The sequence below is a fragment of the Streptacidiphilus carbonis genome (assembly GCF_000787775.1).
Lineage (GTDB): Bacteria > Actinomycetota > Actinomycetes > Streptomycetales > Streptomycetaceae > Streptacidiphilus > Streptacidiphilus carbonis.
This window is the reverse complement of record NZ_BBPM01000018.1, coordinates 23,971-47,791: the sequence shown is the minus strand read 5'-3', so window position 1 is coordinate 47,791 and position 23,821 is coordinate 23,971. Positions and strand designations below refer to the sequence as shown.

Genomic DNA, 23,821 nt, shown 5'->3' with positions numbered 1-23,821 from the left:
GTACACGGCTGGGCGCGCAGTTCCCCGCGCCCGTGATGGTGCAACGTGCCCACGGTGGGTCAGTTGCCGCTACGCAGGGGCGCGGGGCTCTGCTTGATTGACAGCGCGCGCGACAAACCATGCACATGCCGCACCTGAAAGCTGAACCTTGTGTCAGTCCTCTGCGTAGGGGACTGGTGTACGAACGCCCCGTTCGAGAGGTGGAGACCGGCATGGATCTGTCAGAGAAGGCGACCCGGTACGCGCTGCTGCCACTTCGGCTGTTCCTGGGGGTGACCTTCATCTATGCCGGGCTGGACAAGCTGACCGACTCGCACTACCTGGCCGGGCTGAGCGATCCCACCTCCTTTGCGTCGATGACCACGGGCGTGAAGGCCGGGAGCCCGATCGGGCCGTTGCTGGACCTGGCGCTCAAGGCGCCCACCGGGTTCGCCCTGGCGATCGCGATAGGAGAGCTCGCGGTGGGGCTGGGCGCTCTGTTCGGGCTGCTGGGACGGATCGCGGCGTTCGGCGGGGTGCTGCTGAACCTGAGCTTCTGGCTCACCGTCAGCTGGCAGGTGCACCCCTACTACCTGGGCAACGACCTGATCTACCTGATGGCCTGGGTCCCGCTGGTGCTGGCCGGGACGCCCTACCTGTCGCTGGACGGGTGGCTGGCGTCCCGGCGGAAGCAGACCTCGGCCGGCGGTCAGCGCCTGCGCTCGGACTCGTCGTCGAACAGCCCCATCGAGTCGAGGTCGGCGGAGAGGTCCTCGTAGCGGCCGTCGCCGCGGCCTTCCTCACGGCTGTCGCGGCTGTCGGGGCGGAGCTGCTCCGGCGGGGCCTCGCGCTGGCCGCGGGCCATCCGGTAGATGGCCCCGGCCAGCCCGGCCACGCCCAGGGCGACCAGCAGCAGCGGGATCACCAGCCGGCCGTTCACACTCAACTGCCCGGCGGCGTCCAGCAGGTAGAGCACGGCGATGGCGACGAAGGCCAGCCCCGCGATCAGCGAGAACAGGTCGAGCTGATGGCGCTTCACTGGGTGACCTCCAGGTCTCCGACCCCGACGTTCAGATCGAGGCTGACGGTGCCGTGCCCGGCGGCGGCCTCGGGGGCGATGTCGGTGCTGCGGTTGGTCGAGATGCCGCCGGTGCTGCTGTTGTCGGGGAGGTGGATGCTGCCGATGCCGACGTGGGCGTCGATCTTGAGCTCGGTGCCCGGCGGCACGATCACGGTGAGCTTGCCGAATTCGACACGGACCTTGGTGGCGACGGTCTGGCCCGCGGTCGGCGCGGCGCCGGAGAGGTCGAGGATGCCGGTACCGCCGTCCAGGTCGTAGTTGGGCAGGACGGAGGCTGCGGCTGTCGGGGCCCAGGTCTGGTGCTGGTAGGTGCTGCGCAGATGGATCGGTCCTGCGCCGACGGCGGCGACCGCGAGGGTGAGCAGGGTCGCCCACACCACCAGGCCCCGGCCCCGGCCCCAGACCGCGCAGACCACCATGCCGAGGCCCAGCACCAGCAGCGCCGCGGCGAGCACGGCCAGCAGGTTGACCGGCCGGTTGTCCTTGGCGGCGACCCACCACACGGCGGCGCCGGCGATGACGGCGAGGAAGAAGAAGGCCGAGCCCAGGAAGGAGCGCTGGCGCCGCCGCCGTGGGGCGGGGACCGGCGCGAAGGGCGGCTCCGGCGCGGCCGGCGGTGGCGGATTCGGCGGGGCGTAGGGGGGCAGCGGTTCGGTCGGCACGGCGTCCTGCGGTGCGGCGGCGTCGCCGTCGGCGTCCGGCCCGGCGCCGTGGGCCCTGGTGCTGTCCGAGGGTGCCGTGCCGGTGCCGCCGGCCGCTCCCGAGGGGTGCTTGGCCATCGGGTCGGGCCGCTGCCACCAGGGCGCGGCCGGTGCCGGAACCGGAACGGTCGGCTGCTCCGGCGGCGGGGCCTGCGGGTTGGTGCGGAACTTCAGGCCGAACACCGAGCCCTCCACGCCGCCCCCGGCGCCGTCGGCGTCCTCGGGCGCGCCGGTGACCGGCTGCTCCCAGCGGCGCGGGTGCTTGGCCGGGTCGTAGCGCAGCGCGGCGAAGGCCAGCAGCGCGATCAGGGTGAGCGGGAAGATGTGCCCGGTGCTGCCCATGTAGGAGAAGAAGATGCCGGTGCCCAGCACGGTGACCAGCACCGCGCCCAGCGACTGGCCGTCCACCCGGCCGGAGAGCAGCCGCTGCAGCTCGTTCCGCCGGGTCCGCTCGACCGGGACGATCAGCCAGGCCAGGCCGTAGATGAACAGGCCGACGCCGCCGGAGAGGCAGAGCACGGCGATCACCACCCGGAACACCACCGGGTCGATGTCCAGGTGCCGGCCCAGGCCGCCGCAGACCCCGGCCACGACCCGGCGGTCGCGGCTGCGCTCCAGCGGGGGTCGTGCGGCGCGGGCCGGCTGCGGTGCAGTCGGGTTCGGTGCCTGCGGTGGAGGCGTGTCGTCCTTCATACCCCCATCCTGCTGCCACTGAGCCCCGGAGCCCATCAGGCATCTCCCTGACCGGACCCTGAGATACCCCTTCGGGAGATACCCGGAGCGCCTCGGACGTGTGACGATCGTGGTGTGGCAGCCACCGACTTCAACCCCGATCCCGCGCAGGCAGCGGCGTCCGCACCGCCGCCGGCGTCCGCGCCCTTGCCCGGAGCCGCGCCGGAGCTCGCGCCCGGCCCCGCGCCGGTGCGCAAGCTGTACCGGATCCCGGACGGGCGGATGCTCGGCGGGGTGGCCAACGGGCTCGCCGCGCACCTGGGCGTGGGCCGGTTCTGGGTCCGGGTGGCCTTCGTGGTGCTGCTGCTGGGCAACGGCCTGGGCGCGCTGCTGTACGCGGCCTTCTGGTTCGCGGTGCCGATGGGGCTGCGGGCCGGGGCGGCCCCGGCGACGACCTGGCAGGTCGGCAATATCGGCCCCTACTCGCTGGAGAAGCAGCAGCGCGGACTGCGGCGGGTGCGGCAGCTGCTGCAGCAGACCATCCAGGGCGAGCCGGCCGCGGACGGGCGCAGCGCCCCCGGCGCGGGCTCGACCCGTCCGGCCACCGGGCCCGGATCGGCCGAGGACGAGGAGCACCGGGGACCGCTGCTGGCCCTGATCGCCGTCGTCGCCGGGCTGCTGGTGTTCCTCAACACCGTGACCAAGCAGGCGACTTCGCCCTATGTCTGGCCGATACTGCTGGCCGGCCTCGGCGTCGCGGTGGTGTGGCGGCAGGCCGACGACGCGCGCTGGGCGCGCTGGTTCTCGCTGGGGGAGAGCAAGCGCGGCTCCACCGTGCTGCGGACCCTGGCCGGGGTGCTGCTGGTCGCCGCCGGGGTGGTCGGCTTCCTGTTCGTCTCCGGGACACTGGCCGACTTCGCCAAGGTGGCGCAGGCGGTGCTGGCCGTGCTGGCCGGGGCACTGCTGCTGGGCGGCCCCTATCTGCTGCGGATGTGGCAGGACCTGGGCACCGAGCGCGGCGAGCGGATCAGGGCGCAGGAGCGCGCCGAGGTCGCCGCCCATCTGCACGACTCGGTGCTGCACACGCTCACGCTGATCATGCGCAACGCCGAGGACCCCAAGGAGGTGACCCGGCTGGCCCGGGCCCAGGAGCGCGACCTGCGGCAGTGGCTCTACCGCCGGCCCTCGGACGCGGACGATGCCGAGAAGGCCCCGGACACCCTGGCCGAGTGCGCCCGCAAGGTCGCCGCCGAGGTGGAGGATCTGCACGGGGTGCCGGTCGAGGTGATCGTCGTCGGCGACTGCCCGATGGACGACGGACTGGTGGTCCAGTTGCAGGCCGCCAGGGAGGCGCTGGTCAACGCGGCCAAGTACGGTGGCGGCGAGCCGGTCTCGATGTACGCCGAGGTCGAGGGGAACACCGTCTGGGTGTTCGTCCGCGACCGCGGCCCCGGGTTCGACCTGGACTCCGTGCCGGAGGACAGGATGGGTGTACGCGGATCGATCATCGGCCGGATGCAGCGCAACGGCGGGCACGCGCGGGTACGCCCGGCACCGGCCGGCGGTACCGAGGTCGAACTTGAGATGGAGAGGGCGAGCGAGCAATGACGACGGGCGGGGACGAGATGACCACCGGCAGCGGGGCCGGCGACGGCAGCGGCGAGGGCACCGGCGATGGCAGCGGCGAGGGCGGCCGCAGGGCGCGGGTGGTGCTGGTGGACGACCACCGGATGTTCCGCACCGGCGTGCGCGCCGAGATCGGGCAGACCGAGCGCACCGGCGTGGACGTGGTCGGCGAGGCGGCCGATGTGGAGCAGGCCGTCGCCGTGGTCACCGCCACCAGGCCCGACGTGGTGCTGCTCGACGTCCACCTGCCCGGCGGCGGCGGGGTGGAGGTGCTGCGGCGCTGCGCCTCGCTGATGCCCGGCGGCACCGCTCCGGCGACCTCGCCCGAGGGCGCGGAGGCGGTGCGCTTCCTGGCCCTGTCGGTCTCCGACGCGGCCGAGGACGTGATCGGCGTGATCCGCGGCGGCGCCCGGGGCTACGTCACCAAGACCATCACCGGCACCGACCTGGTCGATGCGATCTTCCGGGTCGCGGACGGCGACGCGGTCTTCTCGCCGCGGCTGGCCGGCTTCGTCCTGGACGCCTTCGCCGCCACCGACACCCCGCCGGTCGACGAGGACCTGGACCGGCTGACCCAGCGCGAGCGCGAGGTGCTGCGGCTGATCGCCCGCGGCTACGCCTACAAGGAGATCGCCAAGCAGCTGTTCATCTCGGTGAAGACGGTGGAGAGCCATGTCTCGGCGGTGCTGCGCAAGCTGCAGCTGAGCAACCGTCATGAGCTGACCCGGTGGGCCACGGCGCGGCGACTGGTCTGACGAAACGTCAGCCGTGGGGCCGGTCAGGCGGGGCGGACCGCTCCGCTGACGGGCATCTCGTCCACCGGCGCGTACTCCACGGCCGCGCCGGGGTGCGGGGCGTGGATGATCTGGTCGTTGCCGACGTAGATGCCGACATGGCTGACGCCGGAGTAGTAGAAGACCAGGTCGCCGGGTTGCAGCCGGCCGACCTGGATCCGCTGTCCGGCGTCGATCTGCTCGTAGGTGGTGCGCGGCAGCGAGACCCCGGCGGCGGCCCAGGCGGCCTGGGTCAGCCCCGAGCAGTCGAAGGCGTCAGGACCGGTCGCGCCCCAGACGTAGGGCTTGCCGATCTGGGCGCGGGCGAAGGCCACGGCCGCGGCGGCGCGGCCGGAGACCGGGGCGGGGGGCGCCCCGGCGGTGCCGGGGGACTGTTCGACGGCGGCCTGCTGGGCGGCGGTGAGCGTGCCGAGCAACTGCTGCGCCGCGGCCAGCTTCGCCTGGACCTGGGCCCGGGCGGCGGAGATGCGCCGCTGGGAGGCCTGGAGCCGGGCCAGCTGTGCGGTGGCGGCGGACTGCTCCTGGTCCAGGGCGCGGCGCTGGGCTCCGTACTGGGTGAGCAGCTGCTGCTCGGAGGCGCTGAGCCGGCTGAGCGAGCCGGCCTGCTGCAGGAAGTCGTCCGGGTGGGCGCTGATGAGCAGGTGGATCAGCGGGTCGACCCCGCTGCCCCGGTACTGTGCGGCGGCGACCGCCCCGAGCCGGGTCTGCAGCGTGGTCATCGCGGCCCTGGTACGGGCCGCCCGGTCCTGCAGCCGAGCGGTCTGCTGCTGGAGCGCGGCGGTCCTGGCGACCGCGCCGTCGTAGTCCTGGGTGGCCGTCTCGGCCTGCTGGTAGAGCTGGTCGACCTGCGACTTCACGCCCTCGGCGGTGGGCTTGGGATCGGCGTGCCCGGGGTGGGCGAACACGGTGACCGACGCCGCGGCGGCTGTGGCCAGGGTCACCGCGGTGCGGGTGGTGGCCCTGGCGGTGACGGCTGCCAGCGGGTTGGGTCTGGGTTTCCGGTGCGACGCCATGGGCCGGGACGCTAGTCCGGCGCGGGCCGGCGGCGCGGGGTGGAGTTCGAGGCTGGCCGAAGTTCTATGGAACTGATCGTTCCGTTTAGCAGTTTCATGGCGGATTGAGCGCTGGTTCTGCCCGGAGTTGGGCGGAATGCCGATCAATCTGATCATCCGACCGTGCTCGGCGGAGGGCGGTCCGCCGATAGCGGCCTGGAGTGTCGGCAGGGACGCCTAGACTCGTCGTTGATGAGCAGCCTCTTTGATGACATTCCCCTCCCCGGCCTGGAGGGTTCCGCCGCGGAGCCGCCGGCCGACCATGCCGACGAGGACCTCCCCTACGAGGAGGAGCTGCCCGCCGACCTGTTCGCGGGCCGCTTCGACGCGCCACCGCCGCCGCGCGACGGCCACTACCGCGACGGCGCCCCGCGCCCGGTCGCGGACCCGGCCGTGCTGCTGGACGGGATGAACCCGCAGCAGCGCGAGGCCGTGGTGCACGCCGGATCGCCGCTGCTCATCGTGGCCGGCGCCGGGTCCGGCAAGACCCGGGTGCTCACCCATCGGATCGCCTACCTGCTGGGTGCGCGGGGGGTGCAGCCCGGCGAGATCCTGGCGATCACCTTCACCAACAAGGCCGCCGGTGAGATGCGCGAGCGGGTCGAGGCGCTGGTCGGACCGCGGGCCAAGGCCATGTGGGTGTCCACCTTCCACAGCGCCTGCGTCCGGATCCTGCGCCGGGAGAGCAAGAAGCTGGGCTTCACCTCCAGCTTCTCGATCTACGACTCGGCCGACTCGCAGCGGCTGATGGCGCTGGTCTGCCGGGACCTGGACCTGGATCCCAAGCAGTTCCCGCCGAAGTCGTTCACCGCGAAGGTCTCCAACCTCAAGAACGAGCTGGTCGACGACGAGACCTACGCCGGGCAGGCCGCCAACCCGATGGAGCGCAAGCTCGCCGAGGCCTACCGGCTCTACCAGGCCCGGCTGCGCGAGGCCAACGCGCTGGACTTCGACGACATCATCATGACCACGGTGCACCTGCTGCAGGCGTTCCCGGACGTCGCCGAGTACTACCGGCGCCGCTTCCGGCACATCCTGGTGGACGAGTACCAGGACACCAACCACGCCCAGTACATGCTGGTCAGGGAGTTGTCGGGGGGAGCGGCCGGGTCCGCGCCCAAGGTGACGGTGGACGGCGAACTGGTGAACCCGGCGGCGGCCGGGCTGGCCGCGGTGGAGCCGGCCGAGCTCTGCGTGGTCGGTGACGCGGACCAGTCGATCTACGCCTTCCGCGGCGCGACCATCCGCAACATCCTCGACTTCGAGGAGGACTACCCGAACGCCACCACCATCCTGCTGGAGCAGAACTACCGCTCCACCCAGACCATCCTCAGCGCCGCCAACGCGGTGATCGAGCGCAACACCAACCGCCGCGCCAAGAACCTGTGGACGGCCGGCGCCGACGGCGAGCTGATCACCGCCTATGTCGCGGACGACGAGCACGGCGAGGCGCAGTTCGTCGCCGACGAGGTGGACCGGCTGACCGACTCGGGCGCGGCCAGGCCCGGCGACGTCGCGGTGTTCTACCGGACCAACGCCCAGTCCCGGGTGTTCGAGGAGGTGTTCATCCGGGTCGGCCTGCCCTACAAGGTGGTCGGCGGGGTGCGCTTCTACGAGCGGAGGGAGGTCAGGGACGTACTGGCCTATCTGCGGGTGCTGGCCAACCCCGAGGACACGGTGCCGCTGCGGCGGATCCTCAACGTCCCCAAGCGCGGCATCGGGGACCGGGCCGAGGCGATGGTCGAGGCGCTGGCCCAGCGCGAGCGGATCTCCTTCGCCCAGGCGCTGCTGCGGGCCGACGAGGCGTACGGGATGGCTGCGCGCTCGCTCAATGCGGTGAAGAAGTTCAACGATCTGCTGGCTAAGCTGCGCGGGGTCGTAGAGTCAGGTGCAGGACCTGCGGCGGTGCTGGAGGCCATCCTGGAGGAGACCGGCTACCTCGCGGAGCTCCAGGCTTCGACCGACCCCCAGGACGAGACCCGGGTCGAGAACCTGCAGGAACTCGCGGCCGTGGCCCTGGAGTTCGAGCAGGAGGAGGCCGCGGCGGAGCCCGCCGACGACCCCGAGGCGGAGCCGGTGGCGACCGGTCTCGCCGCGTTCCTGGAGCGGGTGGCGCTGGTGGCCGATTCGGACCAGATCCCGGATGCGAAGCAGGCCGGGACATCAGAGGGAAGCCCTGACGATGACGAGGGTGAGAGCAAGGGCGTCATCACGCTGATGACGCTGCACACGGCCAAGGGGCTGGAGTTCCCGGTGGTGTTCCTGACCGGGATGGAGGACGGGATCTTCCCGCACATGCGGACCTTCGGCCAGGCGAAGGAGCTGGAGGAGGAGCGCCGACTGGCCTATGTGGGGCTGACCAGGGCGCGGGAACGGCTGTATCTGTCGCGGGCGGTGCTGCGCAGCGCGTGGGGGCAGCCCTCGTACAACCCGGCGTCGCGCTTCCTGGAGGAGATCCCGCCGACGCTGGTGGACGAGAAGCGGTCCTCGGCCGCGGCGGCGCCGTCCGCCCGTGGCTCCTTCGGGAGCGGCGGGAGCGGTGGCGGTGGCGGCAAGAGGTCTTCGGCGCCTGCGGGTTGGGGCCGGGGCGCGGGGCGGATCAAGGAGCGGGCGGCGGTGTCCCTGGCCGTCGGCGACCGGGTGACGCACGACCGCTTCGGCCTTGGCACCGTCGTGGCCGTGGGCGGGCCTCCTGACGATGCCAAGGCGACGATCGATTTCGGAGCGGAGGGGACCAAGCAGCTGCTGCTGCGCTACGCCCCGGTGGAGAAGCTCTGATCCTCGGTCAGGGGCTGTTCCTGCGGCGGCGCCGAATTGCGGCGCAGCAGGTAGAGGCCCAGGCCGACGGCGGTGATGACGGCGGTGAAGACGACGGCGCCCCACTGGAAGTACCAGTGGTCGTTGCCGTAGACGGCGGCGCGGGGCCAGGCCAGGTTGACGGTCATGGCGGCCCCGTACAGCACGGCGAAGACGTTCACCGGCAGGCCCCAGCGGCCCAGGTTGAAGTGCGGGCCGTGGCCCTCGCGGGGCCATTCGCCGCGTAGCCGGCGCAGCAGCATGGGCGCGGTCACCATCAGATAGGGGATGTAGAAGAGGATGATCGCGACCGAGGTCAGGATGTAGAACACCCGCTGGTTGCCGATGTTGACCAGGAGCAGGGCGATGGTGAGCACCCCGGTCAGCAGGGCCGGCACCATCGGGGTCCTGGAGCGCGGGGAGACCCGGGAGATCGCGGCGGCCCACGGCAGCCTGCCGTCCCTGGCCATGGAGAAGATCAGCCGGATCGCCGCGGTCTGAACGGCGAGGCAGCAGACGGTGATGGCGATGGCGGAGCAGACCAGGAAGGCGTCGCCCAGGCCGGTGCCCAGGGTGCTCTTGATCAGATAGGGCATGCCGAGGGTGCCGATCTCCTTGGCGTTGATGTCGCCCACGGCCATCATGCCGACGAGCATCAGCAGGCCGCCGGCGATGAAGGCGGCGGTGAGGGCGCGCAGGATGGCGCGCGGGGCGTGCAGCCGGGGCTGCTTGGTCTCCTCGGCCAGGGCGCCCGCGGTGTCGAAGCCGTAGAAGACATAGGCGCTCATCAGTGAGGCGACCAGGAAGGCGCCGAGGTAGCCCCAGGAGTGCCCGGCCCCGGTGCCGGCGGTGTGCAGCACCACCTGCGGGCCGCGCTTGATGTGCACGGCGAGCATGATGATCAGCAGGGTGACGCCGATGAGTTCGACGGCCACGCCCAGGTTGTTGAGCTTGGCCATCAGCCGCACGCCGACGATGTTGACGATGGTGGTGAAGACGACCAGGCCGAGCCCCAGCAGGATGGCGTTCTTGGCCCCGTTCGGGGTACTGGTGAGCCCGGCGTCGGCGGGGCCGCCGACGATCTGGAAGGCCAGCGACACCTGGGGCAGGATGATCTGGTAGGCCACGGCGACCGCGGCGGCGGTGACGATCGCCCCGATGGACATGATCCAGCCGGCCATCCAGGAGGTGCCGGGACCGGCGATCTGCTTGGACCACTGGTAGACCGAGCCCGCCAGCGGGAACTGTCCCGCCAGCTCCGCGAAGCAGAGGGCGACCGCGAGTTGGCCGATGAAGACCAGCGGCCAGGTCCAGAAGACGGCCGGCCCGCCGCTGGCGAAGCCGAAGCCGAAGAGCTGGAAGACGCCGGTCATGATCGAGATGTAGCTGAACCCGGCGGCGAAGCTGGAGAAGGAGCCGAGCGAGCGCTCCAGCTCCTGGCGGTAGCCGAAGCGGGCGAGGTCGTGGCTGTCCTCGGCGTGGGTGGGTGTGGGCGGCGGGCTGAGTGTGCTCATGGTCGCTCCAGGTGCGGCAGAACAACGGGGCTGGGGAACGCACGTCTGGTGGGAACGGAAGCAGCGGAATTCGTTGCGCCATGAGAGACAGTCGCCTTCATCTGCAACGAGGTGCCGCCAAGCATGGGAGCGCCATGATGCAGCGTCAAGTACTACGCGTGAACGCGGTGTTACTCGCACACCCTGCTCTTGACACCCCGTCACCGGACGAACACTCTGGTGCTCGGTTCCTCATCGCGAGTTGGGTTTCTCCATACGCAACAATTCCGGGAGGGCGGTCCGGCAGTGACGACACAACCCGCAGTAGTGATCATCGGAGCCGGGATCGTCGGCTGCGCGCTCGGCGACGAACTGTCGGCCCGAGGCTGGACCGACATCACCGTGCTGGAGCAGGGCCCGCTGTTCGCCACCGGCGGCTCCACCTCGCACGCCCCCGGCCTGGTCTTCCAGACCAATGCGTCAAAGGCGATGAGTGAGTTCGCCGCCTACACGGCGCACAAGTACGCCCGGCTGACCGCCGGTGGCGACCCCTGCTACCAGGCGCTGGGCGGCCTGGAGGTGGCCACCACGGCGGAGCGGGCGGAGGAGCTGAAGCGCCGTCATGGCTGGGCCACCGCCTGGGGGATCGAGTCCCGGCTGGTCGACGCCGACGAGTGCGTTCGACTGCATCCGCTGCTGGACCGGCGACAGGTCCTGTCCGGATTCCACACCCCGGGCGACGGGCTGGCCGACGCCGTCGGGGCCGCCGCGGCGCAGGCCCGGGCGGCGAGCGGACGCGGCGTCAGGTTCCTCGCCCACCACACCGTCACCGGGATCGAGCAGCACGGCGGGCGGGTCAGCGCGGTGGTCACCGACCGGGGCGTCTTCCCGGCCGACGCGGTGGTGTCCTGCGCCGGCTTCTGGGGTCCGCTGATCGGCCGGATGGCCGGCGTGGACGTCCCCCTGGTCCCGCTGGCGCACCAGTACGTCCGGACCACGCCGGTACCCGCCCTGACCGGCAGCGGCGACGGCAGTGGCGCGGGTAGTGGCGACGGCGCCGCGGCCTGGCCGATCCTGCGCCACCAGGACCAGGACCTCTACTTCCGCCGGCACGGCGACCGGATCGGCATCGGCTCCTACGCCCACCGGCCGATGCCGGTGGACCTGGACCGGCCGCTGGGCGGCGGCAGCCCGGACATGCCCTCGGCGCTGGCCTTCACCGAGGAGGACTTCGAGCCCTCCTGGCGGGAGTCCCGCCGGCTGCTGCCGGCGCTCGGCGCGGCCAAGGTCGAGGAGGGCTTCAACGGGGTGTTCTCGTTCACCTCCGACGGCTTCCCGCTGCTGGGGGAGAGCCCGGGGCTGCCGGGCCTCTGGCTGGCGGAGGCGGTCTGGGTGACCCACTCGGCGGGCGCGGCGGCGGCCGTCGCGGAGCTGATGGTGGACCGGCGCTCCCGGTTCGACCTGCATGAATGCGAGGCCGGCCGGTTCGACCAGGTTCAGCTGGCGCCCTCGTACACCCTGCGGCGCGGCTGCCGGAACTTCGTCGAGGTCTACGACATCCTGCATCCGCTGCAGCCGGCCGAGCAGCCGCGCCCGCTGCGGGTCAGCCCCTTCCAGGTGCGCCAGCGCGAGCTGGGGGCGTACTTCCTGGAGGCCGGCGGCTGGGAGCGGCCGCACTGGTTCGAGGCCAATGCCGGGCTGCCGGAGGTCGCCGAGGTGCCGGGCCGGGGCGCGTGGGCCTCCCGGTACTGGTCGCCGATCGCCGGGGCGGAGGCGCTGGCCACCCGGCGCCGGGTCGGGCTCTACGACATGACCCCGCTGCGACGGCTGGAGGTGACCGGACCGGGCGCGCTCGCCCTGCTCCAGGCCGCCACCAGCAACCAGCTCGACAAGCCGGTCGGCGCGGTGACCTACACCCTGCTGCTGGACGAGGCCGGCGGTGTGTGCAGCGACCTGACCGTGGCCAGGCTCGGCGAGCAGCACTTCCAGGTCGGCGCCAACACCCCCCTGGACCTGGCCCGGCTGCGCCGGTCGCTGCCGGCGGACGGCAGCGTCCAGATCCGCGACAGCACCGCCGGCACCTGCTGCGTCGGGGTCTGGGGCCCGCTGGCCCGGGAGCTGGTCCAGCCGCTCACCACGGCGGACTTCTCGCACCGGGGCTTCGGCTACTTCAAAGCCCGCCGGGCCTGGATCGGCGAGGTCCCGGTCACCGCCCTGCGCGTCTCCTACGTGGGCGAACTCGGCTGGGAGCTCTACACCGACGCGGACTGCGGCCTGCGGCTGTGGGACACCCTGTGGCAGGCCGGGCAGCCGCTGGGGGCGGTCGCCGCCGGGCGCAGCGCCTTCAACAGCCTGCGGCTGGAGAAGGGCTACCGCTCCTGGGGCGCGGACGTCACCGCCGAGCACAACCCCTACGAGGCGGGCCTGGGTTTCGCGGTCCGGCTGGACAAGGGGCCCTTCACCGGGCGTGAGGCCCTGTTGCGGCTGAAGGACGCCCCGCTCCGGCGTCAGCTGACCTGCCTGGTGCTCGACGATCCGTCAGCAGTGGTGCTGGGAAAGGAGCCGGTGCATGCCGGGGGTGAGCCGGTCGGGTATGTGACCAGCGCCGCCTGCGGCTACAGCGTCGGCGCCTCGATCGCCTACGCCTGGCTACCGGCCGCTCTGGCCGCCCCCGGCAGCCGGGTCGGGATCGAGTACTTCGGCGAGCGGCTGCCGGCCCGGGTGGCGGCGGAGCCGCTGTTCGACCCGCAGTTGGCAGCCATCCGGCGTTGAGCAGTGTCTATTGGAACGGAAGGCAGGCATGACCCAGACCGCACACCCCGCCAGTCTGCTGCCCACCCTCCCCGGGTCCGCCTACACCGACCCCGAGGTGTTCGCGCGTGAGCAGGGGCTGATCCTCGAACGGATGTGGTTCTGCGCGGTCCGCGCGGCGGACCTGGGCGGCCCGGGCGCCTTCCGCACCGTCCAGGTGGGGCGGGAGAGCGTGCTGCTGACCCGGGACGCCACCGGTGCGGTGCGGGCCTTCCTCAACCTCTGCCGGCACCGCGGCGCGCTGGTCTGCACCGAGGAGTCCGGCCAGGTCAAACGGGCCTTCCGGTGTCCGTACCACGCCTGGACCTACGGGCTGGACGGCCGGCTGACGGCCGCGCCCAACCTGGTCAGGATGCCCGACGTCGACCGCACCGCCTACGGTCTGCTCCCGGTCCGGGTGCGGGAGTGGCTCGGCTACGCCTGGGTCTGCCTGGCCGACGAGCCGCCCTCGTTCGAGGAGCAGGTGATCGGCGCGGTGACCGAGCGGCTGGGCGACGCCGGGGCCGTCGACCACTACCAGGTGGGGGAGTTGGCGCTCGGCCGGCGGATCCGCTACGACGTGAAGGCCAACTGGAAGCTCATCGTCGAGAACTTCATGGAGTGCTACCACTGCGCCACCATCCACCCCGAACTCACCCGGGTACTACCGGAGTTCAGCAACGGCTACGCGGCGCAGTCCTATGTCGGCCACGGCGCCGAGTTCGCGGGTGCGGCGCAGGGCTTCACCGTCGACGGCAGCCCCGGCGCTGAGCGGATACCGGGCGTGGCCCCCGAGCAGGACCGCCGCTACTACGCGATCACCGTGAGGCCGCAGGTCTTCGTCAACCTGGTGCCCGACCATGTGATCGTGCACCGGATGTACCCGCTGGCCGTGGACCGGACGGTGGTGGAGTGCGACTGGCTGTTCCTGCCCGAGGTGGTGGAGTCGGGACGGGACCTCTCGCCTTCGGTGGAGCTGTTCCACCGGGTCAACGTCCAGGACTTCGACGCCTGCGAGCGCTGCCAGCCGGGAATGGCCTCGCGCGGCTACGCCCGCGGCGGCGTCCTGGTGCCCAGCGAGCACCACATCGGCGAGTTCCACGCCTGGGTGACGGCAGCACTGCGACCGCACGGCAGCACCCACTGAGGAGGAGAGCGATGAGCAGTTCCTACGACTTCGTGATCGTGGGCGGCGGATCGGCCGGCTGCGCCCTGGCGGCCCGGCTGAGCGCGGACCCGGCCAACCGCGTGCTGGTGCTGGAGGCGGGCCGGCCGGACTACCCGTGGGACGTCTTCATCCATATGCCGGCCGCGCTGACCTTCCCCATCGGCAGCCGCTTCTACGACTGGAAGTACGAGTCCGAGCCGGAGCCGTTCATGAACGGCCGCCGGATCTACCACGCCCGCGGCAAGGTCCTGGGCGGCTCCAGCAGCATCAACGGCATGATCTTCCAGCGCGGCAACCCGCTGGACTACGAGCGCTGGGCCGCCGACCCCGGGATGGAGGACTGGGACTACGCCCACTGCCTGCCGTACTTCCGGCGGATGGAGGACTGCCTCGCCGACGACGGCACCGACGGCACGGACGACGGCACCGACGGCGGGTTCCGGGGCCGCGGCGGACCGCTGGTGCTGGAGCGCGGACCCGCGACCAACCCGCTCTTCGGCGCCTTCTTCGAGGCGGTCCAGCAGGCCGGCTACCCGCTCACCGATGACGTCAACGGCTACCGCCAGGAGGGCTTCGCGCCCTTCGACCGCAATGTGCACCGGGGCCGCCGCCTCAGCGCTGCCCGCGCCTACCTGCATCCGGTGCTGGGCCGGCCCAATCTGGAGGTCAGGACCCGGGCCCTGGTCGGCAGGGTGCTGTTCGACGGCGGGCGGGCCACCGGGGTCGAGTACCGGCAGGGCCGCGGCCCGGCCCGGCAGGTCCGTGCCGGGCGGGTGGTGCTCTGCGGCGGCGCCATCAACTCGCCGCAGCTGCTGCAGCTGTCGGGGATCGGCAATGCCGACGAACTGGCGAAGCTGGGCATCGAACCCGTGCACCACCTGCCGGGCGTCGGCGAGAACCTGCAGGACCATCTGGAGGTCTACGTCCAGCACGCCTGCACCCAGCCGGTGTCGGTGCAGCCGGCGCTGAAGCTCTGGCGGCGGCCCTTCATCGGCGCGGAGTGGCTGTTCCTGCGGAAGGGCCCCGGCGCCACCAACCACTTCGAGGGCGGCGGCTTCGTCCGCGGCAACGACCAGGTGGACTACCCCAACCTGATGTTCCACTTCCTGCCGATCGCGGTGCGCTACGACGGCTCGGCCCCGGCCGGCGGCCACGGCTACCAGGTGCACATCGGCCCGATGTACTCGGACGCCAGGGGCTCGGTCCGGATCGTCTCCTCCGACCCCCGGGTGCATCCGGCGCTGCGCTTCAACTACCTCTCCACGGAACAGGACCGGCGCGAGTGGGTGGAGGCGGTCCGGGTCACCCGCAGCATCCTCGGCCAGGACGCCTTCGCCCCGTTCAGCGGCGGCGAGATATCGCCGGGACCGGCGGTGGAGACCGACGAGCAGATCCTGGACTGGGTCGCCCGCGACGGCGAGACCGCACTGCACCCCTCCTGCACCTGCCGGATGGGGACGGACGGGATGTCGGTCGTCGACCCGGGGACGATGGCGGTGCACGGCCTGGACGGACTGCACGTGGTGGACGCCTCGGCGATGCGCTACGTCACCAACGGCAACATCTACGCCCCGGTGATGATGCTCGCCGAGAAGTCGGCCGACCTGCTGCTGGGCAACACCCCGCTGGAGCCGCAGCGGATCCCCTTCTACCGGCACCGGAAGGCCCCGGAAGGACATACCGTTCCATCATGAGCAGCAACATGGCGGCCCCTTCGCCGGTGCAGTCGGTCGACCGGGCGGTCAGCATCCTGGAGCTGGTCGCCCGTCGGGGTGAGGCCGGGGTGACCGAGATGGCGGCCGAGCTCGGGGTGCACAAGTCCACCGCGTTCCGGCTGGCCGCCGCCCTGGAGCAGCGGGGGCTGCTGGAGCAGCCGGGGGACCGGGGCAAGTACCGGCTCGGGCTCGGCCTGGTCCGGCTGGCCGGCGCGGCCACGGTGCGGTTCGACCTCTCCCAGCAGAGCCGCCCGGCCTGCGAGCGGCTGGCGGCGCAGGTCTCCGAGACCATCAACCTGGCCGTCCTGGACGGCGACGCGGCCGTCAACATCGACCAGGTGCTCGGCCCCTCGGCGGTCACCACCCACAACTGGGTGGGGCAGCGGACCCCGCTGCACGCCACCTCCAGCGGCAAGCTGATGCTGGCCCATCTGCCGGACGCCGCGCTCCAGGAGCGGCTCGCGGCAGGGCTTGACCGCTTCACGCCTGGCACGGTCACCGACCCGCGGCGGCTCCGTACCCAGCTGCGCACCGCGCTGGCGGCGGGGTACGCCTACTGCGTGGAGGAGTTGGAGACCGGGCTGAACGCGGTGGCCGCGCCGGTGCTGACCCAGGACGGGCAGCTGATCGCCGCGATCAGCGCGTCGGGGCCTTCCTACCGGCTGACGGAGCAGCGGATCCCGGAGGTCGCCGCGGCGGTGGTCGCGGCGGCGGCGGAGGTGTCGGCGCAGTTGGGGTTCATGGCGGTGCCGGGGCGGCGTCGCTGACGCTGTGTCGTCGTGGTTCTGAGGGATATTCGGCTGCGGACCGTAGCCGGCTGGTCGCGCAGTTCCGCGCGCCCCTGTGCGGGTGCAGCTGGTCCACGGCGGTTCAGTCGCCGACTGCGGTCCGGACTCGACGACCCGTCAGCGCGGGTCGAGGCCGTGGGCGAGCAGCCAGGGGAGGGGGTCTATGGCCGGGCCGCCGTCGGGGTGCACCTCGAAGTGCAGGTGCGGGCCGGTGGAGTTGCCGGTGTCGCCCGAGTACGCGATGACGTCGCCGGCCTTCACCGGTCCGCTGCGCACCTTGTAGGCGCTGAGGTGGCAGTACCAGGTCTGGGTGCCGTCCGGGGCGGTCAGTATCAGCATGTTGCCGTAGTACGCGTTCCACTTGGTGGAGACGGTGCCGTCGGTGACGGCGTGCACGCTGGTCCCGGTGCTGACCGGGAAGTCGATGCCGGTGTGCAGGGACATCCAGTGGGTCCCGGCCTGCCCGAAGAGGGCGCTGAGCCCGACATGCTGGGCGATGGGCAGCACGATCTTGGGCGTCTCGGCGGCCTTCTTCTTGGCCGCCGCGGTGCGCAGTGCCAGCGCCTGCCGCGCCTGGTCCCGGCTGGCCTGCTCGGCCGAGGCCTTGGCCTCCTGGGCGGCGAGCGCCTGGGCCTTCTGGTCGGCGGCGGTGAGGGTGGCCTTGGCGTCGCTGGCTGCGGTGGTGGAGCGGCCGGCGGCGCCGCTGGGTGACATCGTCGCGGCGGCCGCACCGGCGATGCCGAGGACGGCCACGGAGGGGACGGCGATGGTCAGCACGGCCGAGCGGCGCCGGGTGGTGCGCTTCTGCGCGGCGCGGGCGGCGGCACGGCCACCGGTACGGGGCTCCTGAATTGCGGCTGGCTCCTCGGGGGCCTCCCCCGGCTCCGGTTCGTCCAGCTCTGCCGGCAGGTCGTCCGGCTGCTCCTGGTGCTCGTCCTGGTACCCGTCCTGGTAGTCCCAGGGCTCTTCGGTGGCCGGGTGGTCCGCCGGGTACTGGAGATACTCCAAGTCCTGCGGGGTCAGCTCGTCCAGGACGGCCGTCATGGTGGTGGGCTGGCAGGGCGCGTACTCGTACTGGTATCCGTACGGCTGGGCGTACTGCTGCTGGTACGGGTCGACCGGGGGTGCGTAGTAGTACTGCTGCTGAGGCTGCTGCTGAGGCTGCTGCTGTTGCTGCTCGTAGTAGTAGTACTGCGGCTGCTCAGGCGGCTGCGGCTGCGGGTAGTAGTACTGCTGCTCTGTGGGGTCGTACCAGCCGGTGTCGGCGGTCATGCACAGCCCCCGCCCGTCGGCGGCACCGGGAACGGACCAGCACGATGCAGAGCGCCGCCGTCCACCACAGGAGTCCCATCCACGAACCGAAGGAAAGTGAGCGTGACTGTATCCCTCGTAACGGGACAGCCACAATCTCCCGGGAAAGGAATCCACTTATGGGGGGAATTGTCAGGCAGTGAGTCGTATCTGCCCATCAGCGGTGCTCACCTGCGGTTCCGTCAGCACTTCCCGTACCTGGGTGATCACGGTGCGATGGACCGGGAGGGTGACATGGCCGGAGCCGAGGACCAGGACGTTCTCCGCCCACAGGTCCGGATGCCGCAGCTCGGAGCTCCGCTGCGGCAGGATCAGCGGGTCGTGCTCGCCGCGGAACACCACGAACCGGGTGGTGCAGCCGACGGCGGGGGCGCTCAGCTCCTGGAACACGCTGCTGCCGGGCAGCAGCTGACGGGAGATCGGCAGCGGGTGGAGCAGATGGGCTCCCCAGGTGCCCTCGTGCGGGGTGGCCAGTGTCACCAGGGTGTGGACGTGCTCGTCGCCGCCGAGCCGCTGCACGTAGTAGCGCGCGATCAGGCCGCCGAGGCTGTGGCCGACCACGGCCACCCGTTCGCCGCCGTAGACCTCACGGGTGTGCAGTACATGCCTGCCGAACAGGGCGGCGGCCTCGCGCAGGTCGACGGTGACCGGGTTGTAGTTGAGCGCGTGCAGGTGCTCCCAGCCGTGGGAGTTCAGCGAGCGGCGCATCCGGCTGAACACCGCGCGGTTGTCGAACAGTCCGTGCAGCAGCAGGACCGGCGTGTGCGGGACGGCGGAGGCGGCGTGCGCGCAGACGGGAGCGGCCAGCGGCCAGCGCTCGGGGGAGATGCCGCTGGGGTAGAGCAGCAGGTGTTCGGCCAGCGCGCCGGCCTCCTGGCCTGCGGCGCGGGCGATGGTCAGCGCACGGCAGCTCGGGATCCCCATGACCTGCCTCCCCGTCGCGGTCCTTCGGAGGGTGACACGGATGGACACGGTGGGGTGTCGGCAGGTCGGCTCCGGGCCCAACACGCAGTGAACGTCTGTTCCCAGTGATTCTCCCCGCCTCCGCCGCCGTGAAACGGCATGCCGGCGGTGCGGGGAGTAGCGTTCGCCCATCGGATGGGAACGATCGTTAACATGCGACGGTAAGCGGCAGCGAACTCTAGGAGGCAACGATGGGCGTGTCCGGACCTCTCCGTGTGGTGGTGGCCAAGCCGGGCCTGGACGGTCACGACCGGGGGGCCAAGGTGATCGCCCGCGCGCTGCGCGACGCGGGCATGGAGGTCGTCTACACCGGCCTGCACCAGACGCCCGAACAGATCGTCGACACGGCGATCCAGGAGGACGCCGACGGCATCGGCCTGTCGATCCTCTCCGGAGCGCACATGACCCTCTGCGGACGCGTGGTCGCGTTGCTGAAGGAGCGGGAGGCGGAGGACATCACCGTCTTCGTCGGCGGGATCATCCCGGACGACGACATCCCGCTGCTCGCCGATCTCGGCATCAAGGGGATCTTCACCCCGGGCGCGACGACCACCGAGATCGTGGAGTGGGTGACCGCCAACCTCCGCCTGGCGACTGCATAGGGTCGTCAGGGATCGAGCTCGGAGAGCATCGTGGCGCGGAGGCGCAGGGTGGCGGCGAGGCGGGTGAACATCTCGGCCCAGGCCGAGTCGGCGTCGGCGGCCAGGGCGTCGAGGTGGTCCGCCGCCGCGGGTGGGAGGGCGCGCTCGGCGACGCCGAGCACCCCGCTGTGGCTCCACGGATAGCCCCCGCCGGTCGCCACCCGCGCGAGGCTGCGGAGCACGGCGTCGGCGAGGGGCCGGGGCCAGGGGGCCGGGCAGGCGACCAGGAGCTGGAAGACGTCGCCCAGCCCTTGCGACCCGCCGAGGAAGTCCGCCGTCCAGCGCGCCCGCTCGGCCGGTGGCAGCACCGCCAGCAGCTTCGCCGCCGTGCCGGCCCCGGGGTCGATCCCGGCCAGCAGCGCACGCGCCCACGCTGCGTCGTTCTGCCGGACCGCCGCGCGGGCCCAGGCGTCGTGCAGGTCCTGGGCCCACTCCTCGGAGACCGGGAGGGCGAGCACCTCGGCCGGGGCGCCGAGGTCCTCGGCCCAGATCCCCAACGGGGTCGCCGCGATGATCTCTCCCAGCCAGAACGCCCGTTCGGAGCGCCCGGTGGGCGAGGTCGCGGGTATGCCGTCGCGCTGCATGGCGGCGTCGCAGCCGGTCGGCGGGTGCACGACGATCCTCGGTCCGGCTGTCGACGGAGCGAGGGAGACCACGGCCCGGGCCCGTTCGGCCATCCGCCGGGCCAGCGCCGAGCCCGGCAGGGTGGAGAGCAGTTCGGCCGCGGTCAGCCGGACGTTCTTGGACCGGTCGCTGAGCGCGGACTCCAGGAAGGGCTCGTCGGCAGACGAGAGGTTCTCCTGCAGCGCGTCCAGGAACAGCAGCCGGTCCTCGGCCCGCTCAGTGGACCAGCTGGCGGCCAGCAGTTCCCTGGCCCCGGCCGGGTCGCGGCGGCGGAGCCGGGTGAGATGGGTGACCCGCTCGGCGAACAGTCCCTCCTGCCACAGCCGTCGGCCGTCCTCGGCGTCGTCGTCGGAACCGCCGCGGACCGGGGTGCGCAGCACGTAGCGCCAGTCCGGGTTGCGTTCGGCCAGCCAGCGGCCCAGCGGGCCGGCCAGCTGCACCGCGTCCCCGCGCAGCTCGCTGCGCGCGCGGGCGGCGTCCAGCAGCGGCGGCGCCAGCGGGGCCGGGACGCGGTAGCCGTGGGCGTTGGCGGCGGCGAGGTACTGCGGCAGCAGCTCGTTCACATTGGCGAGGCTGCCCGCCCCACTGTTCGATCCGGGCGCGGGCAGCAGCATGGTCAGCCGGTGCGACGCGGCCTCCGGCAGCGCAGGCCTGGGGTCCTCCGGGGCGGGCGGCGTCGCTGGGGCCGCCGCCCCGGGGAGCAGGCCCGCGCGGCGGCCGACGGTGTGCAGGGCGGCCCGGTCGAGCAGGGCGATGGCCGGGTCGGCGTCCGGGGCCACGGGCAGCGGACGCCGGTCGGTGCCGAGCAGCGCGGTGGTGACCAGCTCGGGCCAGTCCGTGTCGACGACCTCGTGTTCGACGACCTCGTGTTCGGCCCCCTCGTGTTCAGCGCCCTCGTACGGTGCGGTGCTCACGGTCGGCCTCCTAACTGGGTGACGGCGAGGGTTCGAGTGGCTCCGTCGTCCTGGTACCAGGCGGTGACCGGGGTGAAGCCGCGGTGGCCGCACTCGCCGAAGAGCGTCAGCGGACGGCCGCCCGAGACGGAGAGCAGCCGCCACAGGCCGGAGTCGGGGACCGGGCGCCGGTCCACGGGTATCGACTGCGCGGTGGCGGGGTCGGCCAGTTCCCAGCCGATCGCGGTGGGGGCCGGCACGACCTGGCGCAGCACCACCGGCCAGGACTCCAGCCAGGGGTCGTCCCCCAGCGCCCGGCCGTAGGCGTCCAGCGCCGCGGTGAGGTCCAGCCCCTCGGGTTCCGTCTCCGCGGCGGCCGGGGCCGCGGGAGCCGCGTAGCGGGTGCCCAGGGTGGCGCGCAGCGGGCGCACGCCGGGGTGGAAGGCGAGCTCGGCGTCGAGCCGCAGGCCGGTGGGCAGGGCGAGGTCGGGGCCGGTCCCGGGGCGTCCGAAGGCGAGCAGCAGCGCGTCCCGGCCGCTGTCGTGGCCGCGCAGCCAGATCCGACGGGTGGTCAGCCGGTCGTCGGCGCTGTCCCGGCTGCCGAGGACCAGCCAGCTGTCCCGCAGCAGCGGACCGCGCAACAGGTCGGCGGCGTCCACGGTGAAGCCCACCCTGGAGCGGACCGTGGCGGCCAACTGCTCCGGCAGCAGGTCCACCTGGCCGTAGCCGACCGCGAGCAGGTGCAGCAGCCCGTACTCCTCCAGCAGCCGGGCCGGCCAACCGGTCCCCGATCCCGGGACCGCGCCCAACTCCCTTACCCGGGCGGCGAGCCCGGGCGCCTGGGCGTCCACCATCCGGGCCGCGACATCGCCCCAGCCGGCATAGCCCCGGCCGGGGGCGTCGGCCAGACCGGAGCGGATCCGGTCGGCCAGCCTGGCCTCCAGTTCGGACGCGCCCGCGGCGACCCGCGCCGAACGGCGCGCCAGCCGCCGTTCGGCGGCGGCCCGGGCGGCCCCGTCCGGCTCGACCGCTTCCGGCTCGGCCGCTTCCGGCTCGGCCGCTTCCTCGCGCTGCTGCTGCCTCTCCTGCTGCTTCTCCTGCTGCTGCTCGGACTTCGACCGCCGGGCGGTCAGCCAGCCCTCGGCCCACCCGGGTACGTCCGAGCCGTCCGCAACCTGTCCGGCAGCACCCCCCGACCAGCGCAGCAGCAGCGCGAGGGCGTGTTTGCAGGGGAACTTCCGGCTGGGGCAGGTGCAGTGGAAGGCGGGCCCGGAGAGGTCCACCACGGTGCGGTAGGGAGTGCTCCCGCTGCCCTTGCACTCGCCCCAGACCGCCGCTCCGGCGACCGAGCCCTCCGATCGCTCCGCCGACCAGGAGCCTTCCGCCGACCAGGAGGCCGGTCCGGAGAGCTTGGCCGCGGCTTTGCCTGACGATACGTCAGGGGCGAGTGAGAGAACGTGCTCGGGTGTCCACCGATCCTCCATGGCAACGACCGTAGAGGGAGGGTCTGACAATCGGACCCCTCGGCGTCCGGGAGCGGCGATTGTCAGTGGGTGGGTGCAGAGTGGAGCCATCCTCTCAACGAGCCTACGGAGTCAGCATGTCCGTATCCGCCGTGCCCCCGACCGACAGTGCGGCCCCCGCGGAGGAGGCCCTGCGCCCGCATGCGGAGACCGCCTACGCCGCCGAACTCGCCGCTCTCGCCGCCGCCGACGACCGGCCGCGCCCCGCGTGCTGGCAGCTGTCGCCGTGGGCCGTCGCCACCTATCTGCTCGGCGGCGCACTGCCCGACGGCACGGTCGTCACTCCCAAGTACGTGGGCCCGCGTCGGATCATCGAGGTGGCGGTGACCACCCTGGCCACAGACCGGGCGCTGCTGCTGCTCGGCGTCCCCGGCACGGCCAAGACCTGGGTGTCGGAGCATCTGGCCGCAGCCGTCAGCGGTGACTCCACGCTGCTGGTGCAGGGCACCGCCGGCACGCCTGAGGAGGCCATCCGCTACGGCTGGAACTACGCCCGGCTGCTCGCCGAGGGGCCGAGCCGGGGCGCGCTGGTGCCCAGCCCGGTGATGCGGGCCATGTCCGAGGGGCGCACCGCGCGGGTGGAGGAGCTGACCCGGATACCCGCCGATGTGCAGGACAGCCTGATCACCATCCTCTCCGAGAAGACCCTGCCGATACCCGAACTGGGGGAGGAGGTGCAGGCGGTCCGCGGCTTCAACCTGATCGCCACCGCCAACGACCGCGACCGCGGCGTCAACGAGCTCTCCAGCGCACTGCGCCGGCGCTTCAACACCGTGGTGCTGCCGCTGCCCGCCTCGCTGGAGGAGGAGGTCGACATCGTCTCCCGCCGGGTCGGCGAACTGGGCCGCTCGCTGGAGCTCCCCGCCGTGCCGAGCGGTTCGGCGGAGATCCGACGGGTCGTCACCGTGTTCAGGGAGCTGCGGGACGGCGTCACGGCGGACGGCCGCACCAAGGTCAAGTCCCCTTCCGGCAGCCTCTCCACGGCCGAGGCCATCTCGGTGGTCACCAGCGGGCTCGCCCTCGCCGCGCACTTCGGCGACGGCGTGCTGCGGCCCGGCGACGTCGCCTCGGGCCTGCTCGGGGCCGTCGTCCGGGATCCGGCAGCGGACCGCCTGGTCTGGCAGGAGTACCTGGAGAGCGTGGTGCGCGACCGCGACGACTGGAAGGACTTCTACCGCAGCTGCCGCGAGGCCGCAGAACACTGACGGGGG

General features: G+C 72.4%; 18 protein-coding genes. 10 read left to right on the top strand and 8 right to left on the bottom strand.

The genetic code is table 11. The features are described 5' to 3' along the window. The first annotated feature begins 212 nt into the window (after nucleotides 1-212). Nucleotides 213-758, top strand: coding sequence for a DoxX family protein (locus TR46_RS16415; RefSeq protein WP_042401082.1), 546 nt, complete (start codon nucleotides 213-215; stop codon nucleotides 756-758). Here TR46_RS16415 and TR46_RS16410 read toward each other — a convergent pair. Together TR46_RS16410 and TR46_RS16405 are read right to left on the bottom strand one after the other, a co-directional pair. Further along, nucleotides 689-1,018 carry a hypothetical protein gene (locus TR46_RS16410; RefSeq protein ID WP_042401079.1) on the bottom strand — a complete coding sequence of 110 codons (330 nt, stop codon included), beginning with the start codon at nucleotides 1,016-1,018 and terminating at the stop codon, nucleotides 689-691. The two genes, TR46_RS16415 and TR46_RS16410, sit on opposite strands and share 70 nt — an antisense overlap. Beyond that, on the bottom strand, nucleotides 1,015-2,454 hold the full coding sequence (locus tag TR46_RS16405; RefSeq protein WP_042401076.1) for a PspC domain-containing protein: 1,440 nt from the start codon (nucleotides 2,452-2,454) through the stop codon (nucleotides 1,015-1,017). Before TR46_RS16405 ends, TR46_RS16410 begins: the two co-directional genes overlap by 4 nt. A 186-nt stretch (nucleotides 2,455-2,640) precedes the next feature. On the opposite strand from TR46_RS16405, the gene TR46_RS16400 reads away from it, so the two are divergent. Both TR46_RS16400 and TR46_RS16395 read left to right on the top strand, forming a co-directional pair. Next, nucleotides 2,641-4,041, top strand: coding sequence for an ATP-binding protein (locus tag TR46_RS16400; RefSeq protein ID WP_042401279.1), 1,401 nt, complete (start codon nucleotides 2,641-2,643; stop codon nucleotides 4,039-4,041). A 17-nt stretch (nucleotides 4,042-4,058) separates the two neighbouring features. After that, entirely contained in the window at nucleotides 4,059-4,814 is a 756-nt protein-coding gene (locus tag TR46_RS16395; protein WP_042401276.1) for a LuxR C-terminal-related transcriptional regulator, read from the top strand. Between the two features lie 23 nt (nucleotides 4,815-4,837). Here TR46_RS16395 and TR46_RS16390 read toward each other — a convergent pair whose 3' ends face one another. After that, nucleotides 4,838-5,866: a C40 family peptidase gene (locus TR46_RS16390; RefSeq protein ID WP_042401073.1), complete on the bottom strand. Its 1,029-nt coding sequence runs from the start codon at nucleotides 5,864-5,866 to the stop codon at nucleotides 4,838-4,840. Between the two features lie 231 nt (nucleotides 5,867-6,097). Between TR46_RS16390 and pcrA the strand changes: the two genes are divergently transcribed. After that, a complete protein-coding gene (gene pcrA, locus TR46_RS16385) occupies nucleotides 6,098-8,683 on the top strand; it encodes a DNA helicase PcrA (RefSeq protein WP_042401070.1) in 2,586 nt (861 codons plus the stop codon). On the opposite strand, the gene TR46_RS16380 is transcribed toward pcrA, so the two are convergent. Beyond that, nucleotides 8,659-10,215, bottom strand: coding sequence for an amino acid permease (locus TR46_RS16380; protein ID WP_042401068.1), 1,557 nt, complete (start codon nucleotides 10,213-10,215; stop codon nucleotides 8,659-8,661). The two genes, pcrA and TR46_RS16380, sit on opposite strands and share 25 nt — an antisense overlap. A gap of 285 nt (nucleotides 10,216-10,500) precedes the next feature. Between TR46_RS16380 and TR46_RS16375 the strand changes: the two genes are divergently transcribed. From TR46_RS16375 to TR46_RS16360, 4 genes are read left to right on the top strand one after another with little or no spacing between them, the layout of a single operon-like run. Then, a complete protein-coding gene (locus TR46_RS16375; RefSeq protein WP_042401065.1) occupies nucleotides 10,501-12,966 on the top strand; it encodes a GcvT family protein in 2,466 nt (821 codons plus the stop codon). A gap of 28 nt (nucleotides 12,967-12,994) precedes the next feature. Next, nucleotides 12,995-14,131 (top strand): aromatic ring-hydroxylating oxygenase subunit alpha, encoded by a 1,137-nt coding sequence (locus TR46_RS16370; protein WP_042401063.1) that lies wholly within the window; start codon nucleotides 12,995-12,997, stop codon nucleotides 14,129-14,131. An 11-nt stretch (nucleotides 14,132-14,142) separates the two neighbouring features. Continuing rightward, the gene (gene betA, locus TR46_RS16365; protein WP_042401059.1) at nucleotides 14,143-15,846 is read left to right on the top strand and encodes a choline dehydrogenase; all 1,704 of its coding nucleotides are present in this window, start codon (nucleotides 14,143-14,145) and stop codon (nucleotides 15,844-15,846) included. A gap of 26 nt (nucleotides 15,847-15,872) precedes the next feature. Beyond that, entirely contained in the window at nucleotides 15,873-16,634 is a 762-nt protein-coding gene (locus TR46_RS16360; protein ID WP_042401272.1) for an IclR family transcriptional regulator, read from the top strand. A gap of 138 nt (nucleotides 16,635-16,772) precedes the next feature. Here TR46_RS16360 and TR46_RS45325 read toward each other — a convergent pair whose 3' ends face one another. Together TR46_RS45325 and TR46_RS16350 are read right to left on the bottom strand one after the other, a co-directional pair. Next, entirely contained in the window at nucleotides 16,773-17,927 is a 1,155-nt protein-coding gene (locus TR46_RS45325) for a M23 family metallopeptidase (protein WP_052432861.1), read from the bottom strand. Between the two features lie 171 nt (nucleotides 17,928-18,098). Then, nucleotides 18,099-18,890 (bottom strand): esterase/lipase family protein, encoded by a 792-nt coding sequence (locus TR46_RS16350; RefSeq protein WP_042401056.1) that lies wholly within the window; start codon nucleotides 18,888-18,890, stop codon nucleotides 18,099-18,101. Nucleotides 18,891-19,120: 230 nt separating this feature from the next. Here TR46_RS16350 and icmB point away from each other — a divergent pair, with 230 nt between their 5' ends. Further along, nucleotides 19,121-19,531, top strand: coding sequence for a coenzyme B12-dependent isobutyryl CoA mutase small subunit (gene icmB, locus TR46_RS16345; protein WP_042401053.1), 411 nt, complete (start codon nucleotides 19,121-19,123; stop codon nucleotides 19,529-19,531). Nucleotides 19,532-19,536: 5 nt separating this feature from the next. Here icmB and TR46_RS16340 read toward each other — a convergent pair whose 3' ends face one another. Both TR46_RS16340 and TR46_RS16335 read right to left on the bottom strand, forming a co-directional pair. Beyond that, nucleotides 19,537-21,108, bottom strand: a complete 1,572-nt coding sequence (locus TR46_RS16340) for a DUF5691 domain-containing protein (protein WP_236655353.1) — start codon at nucleotides 21,106-21,108, stop codon at nucleotides 19,537-19,539. After that, complete coding sequence (locus tag TR46_RS16335; protein WP_042401050.1) at nucleotides 21,105-22,571, bottom strand: SWIM zinc finger family protein; 1,467 nt, start codon at nucleotides 22,569-22,571, stop codon at nucleotides 21,105-21,107. Before TR46_RS16335 ends, TR46_RS16340 begins: the two co-directional genes overlap by 4 nt. Before the next feature lie 116 nt (nucleotides 22,572-22,687). Here TR46_RS16335 and TR46_RS16330 point away from each other — a divergent pair, with 116 nt between their 5' ends. Continuing rightward, on the top strand, nucleotides 22,688-23,815 hold the full coding sequence (locus TR46_RS16330) for an ATP-binding protein (protein ID WP_042401047.1): 1,128 nt from the start codon (nucleotides 22,688-22,690) through the stop codon (nucleotides 23,813-23,815). Nucleotides 23,816-23,821: the final 6 nt, after the last annotated feature.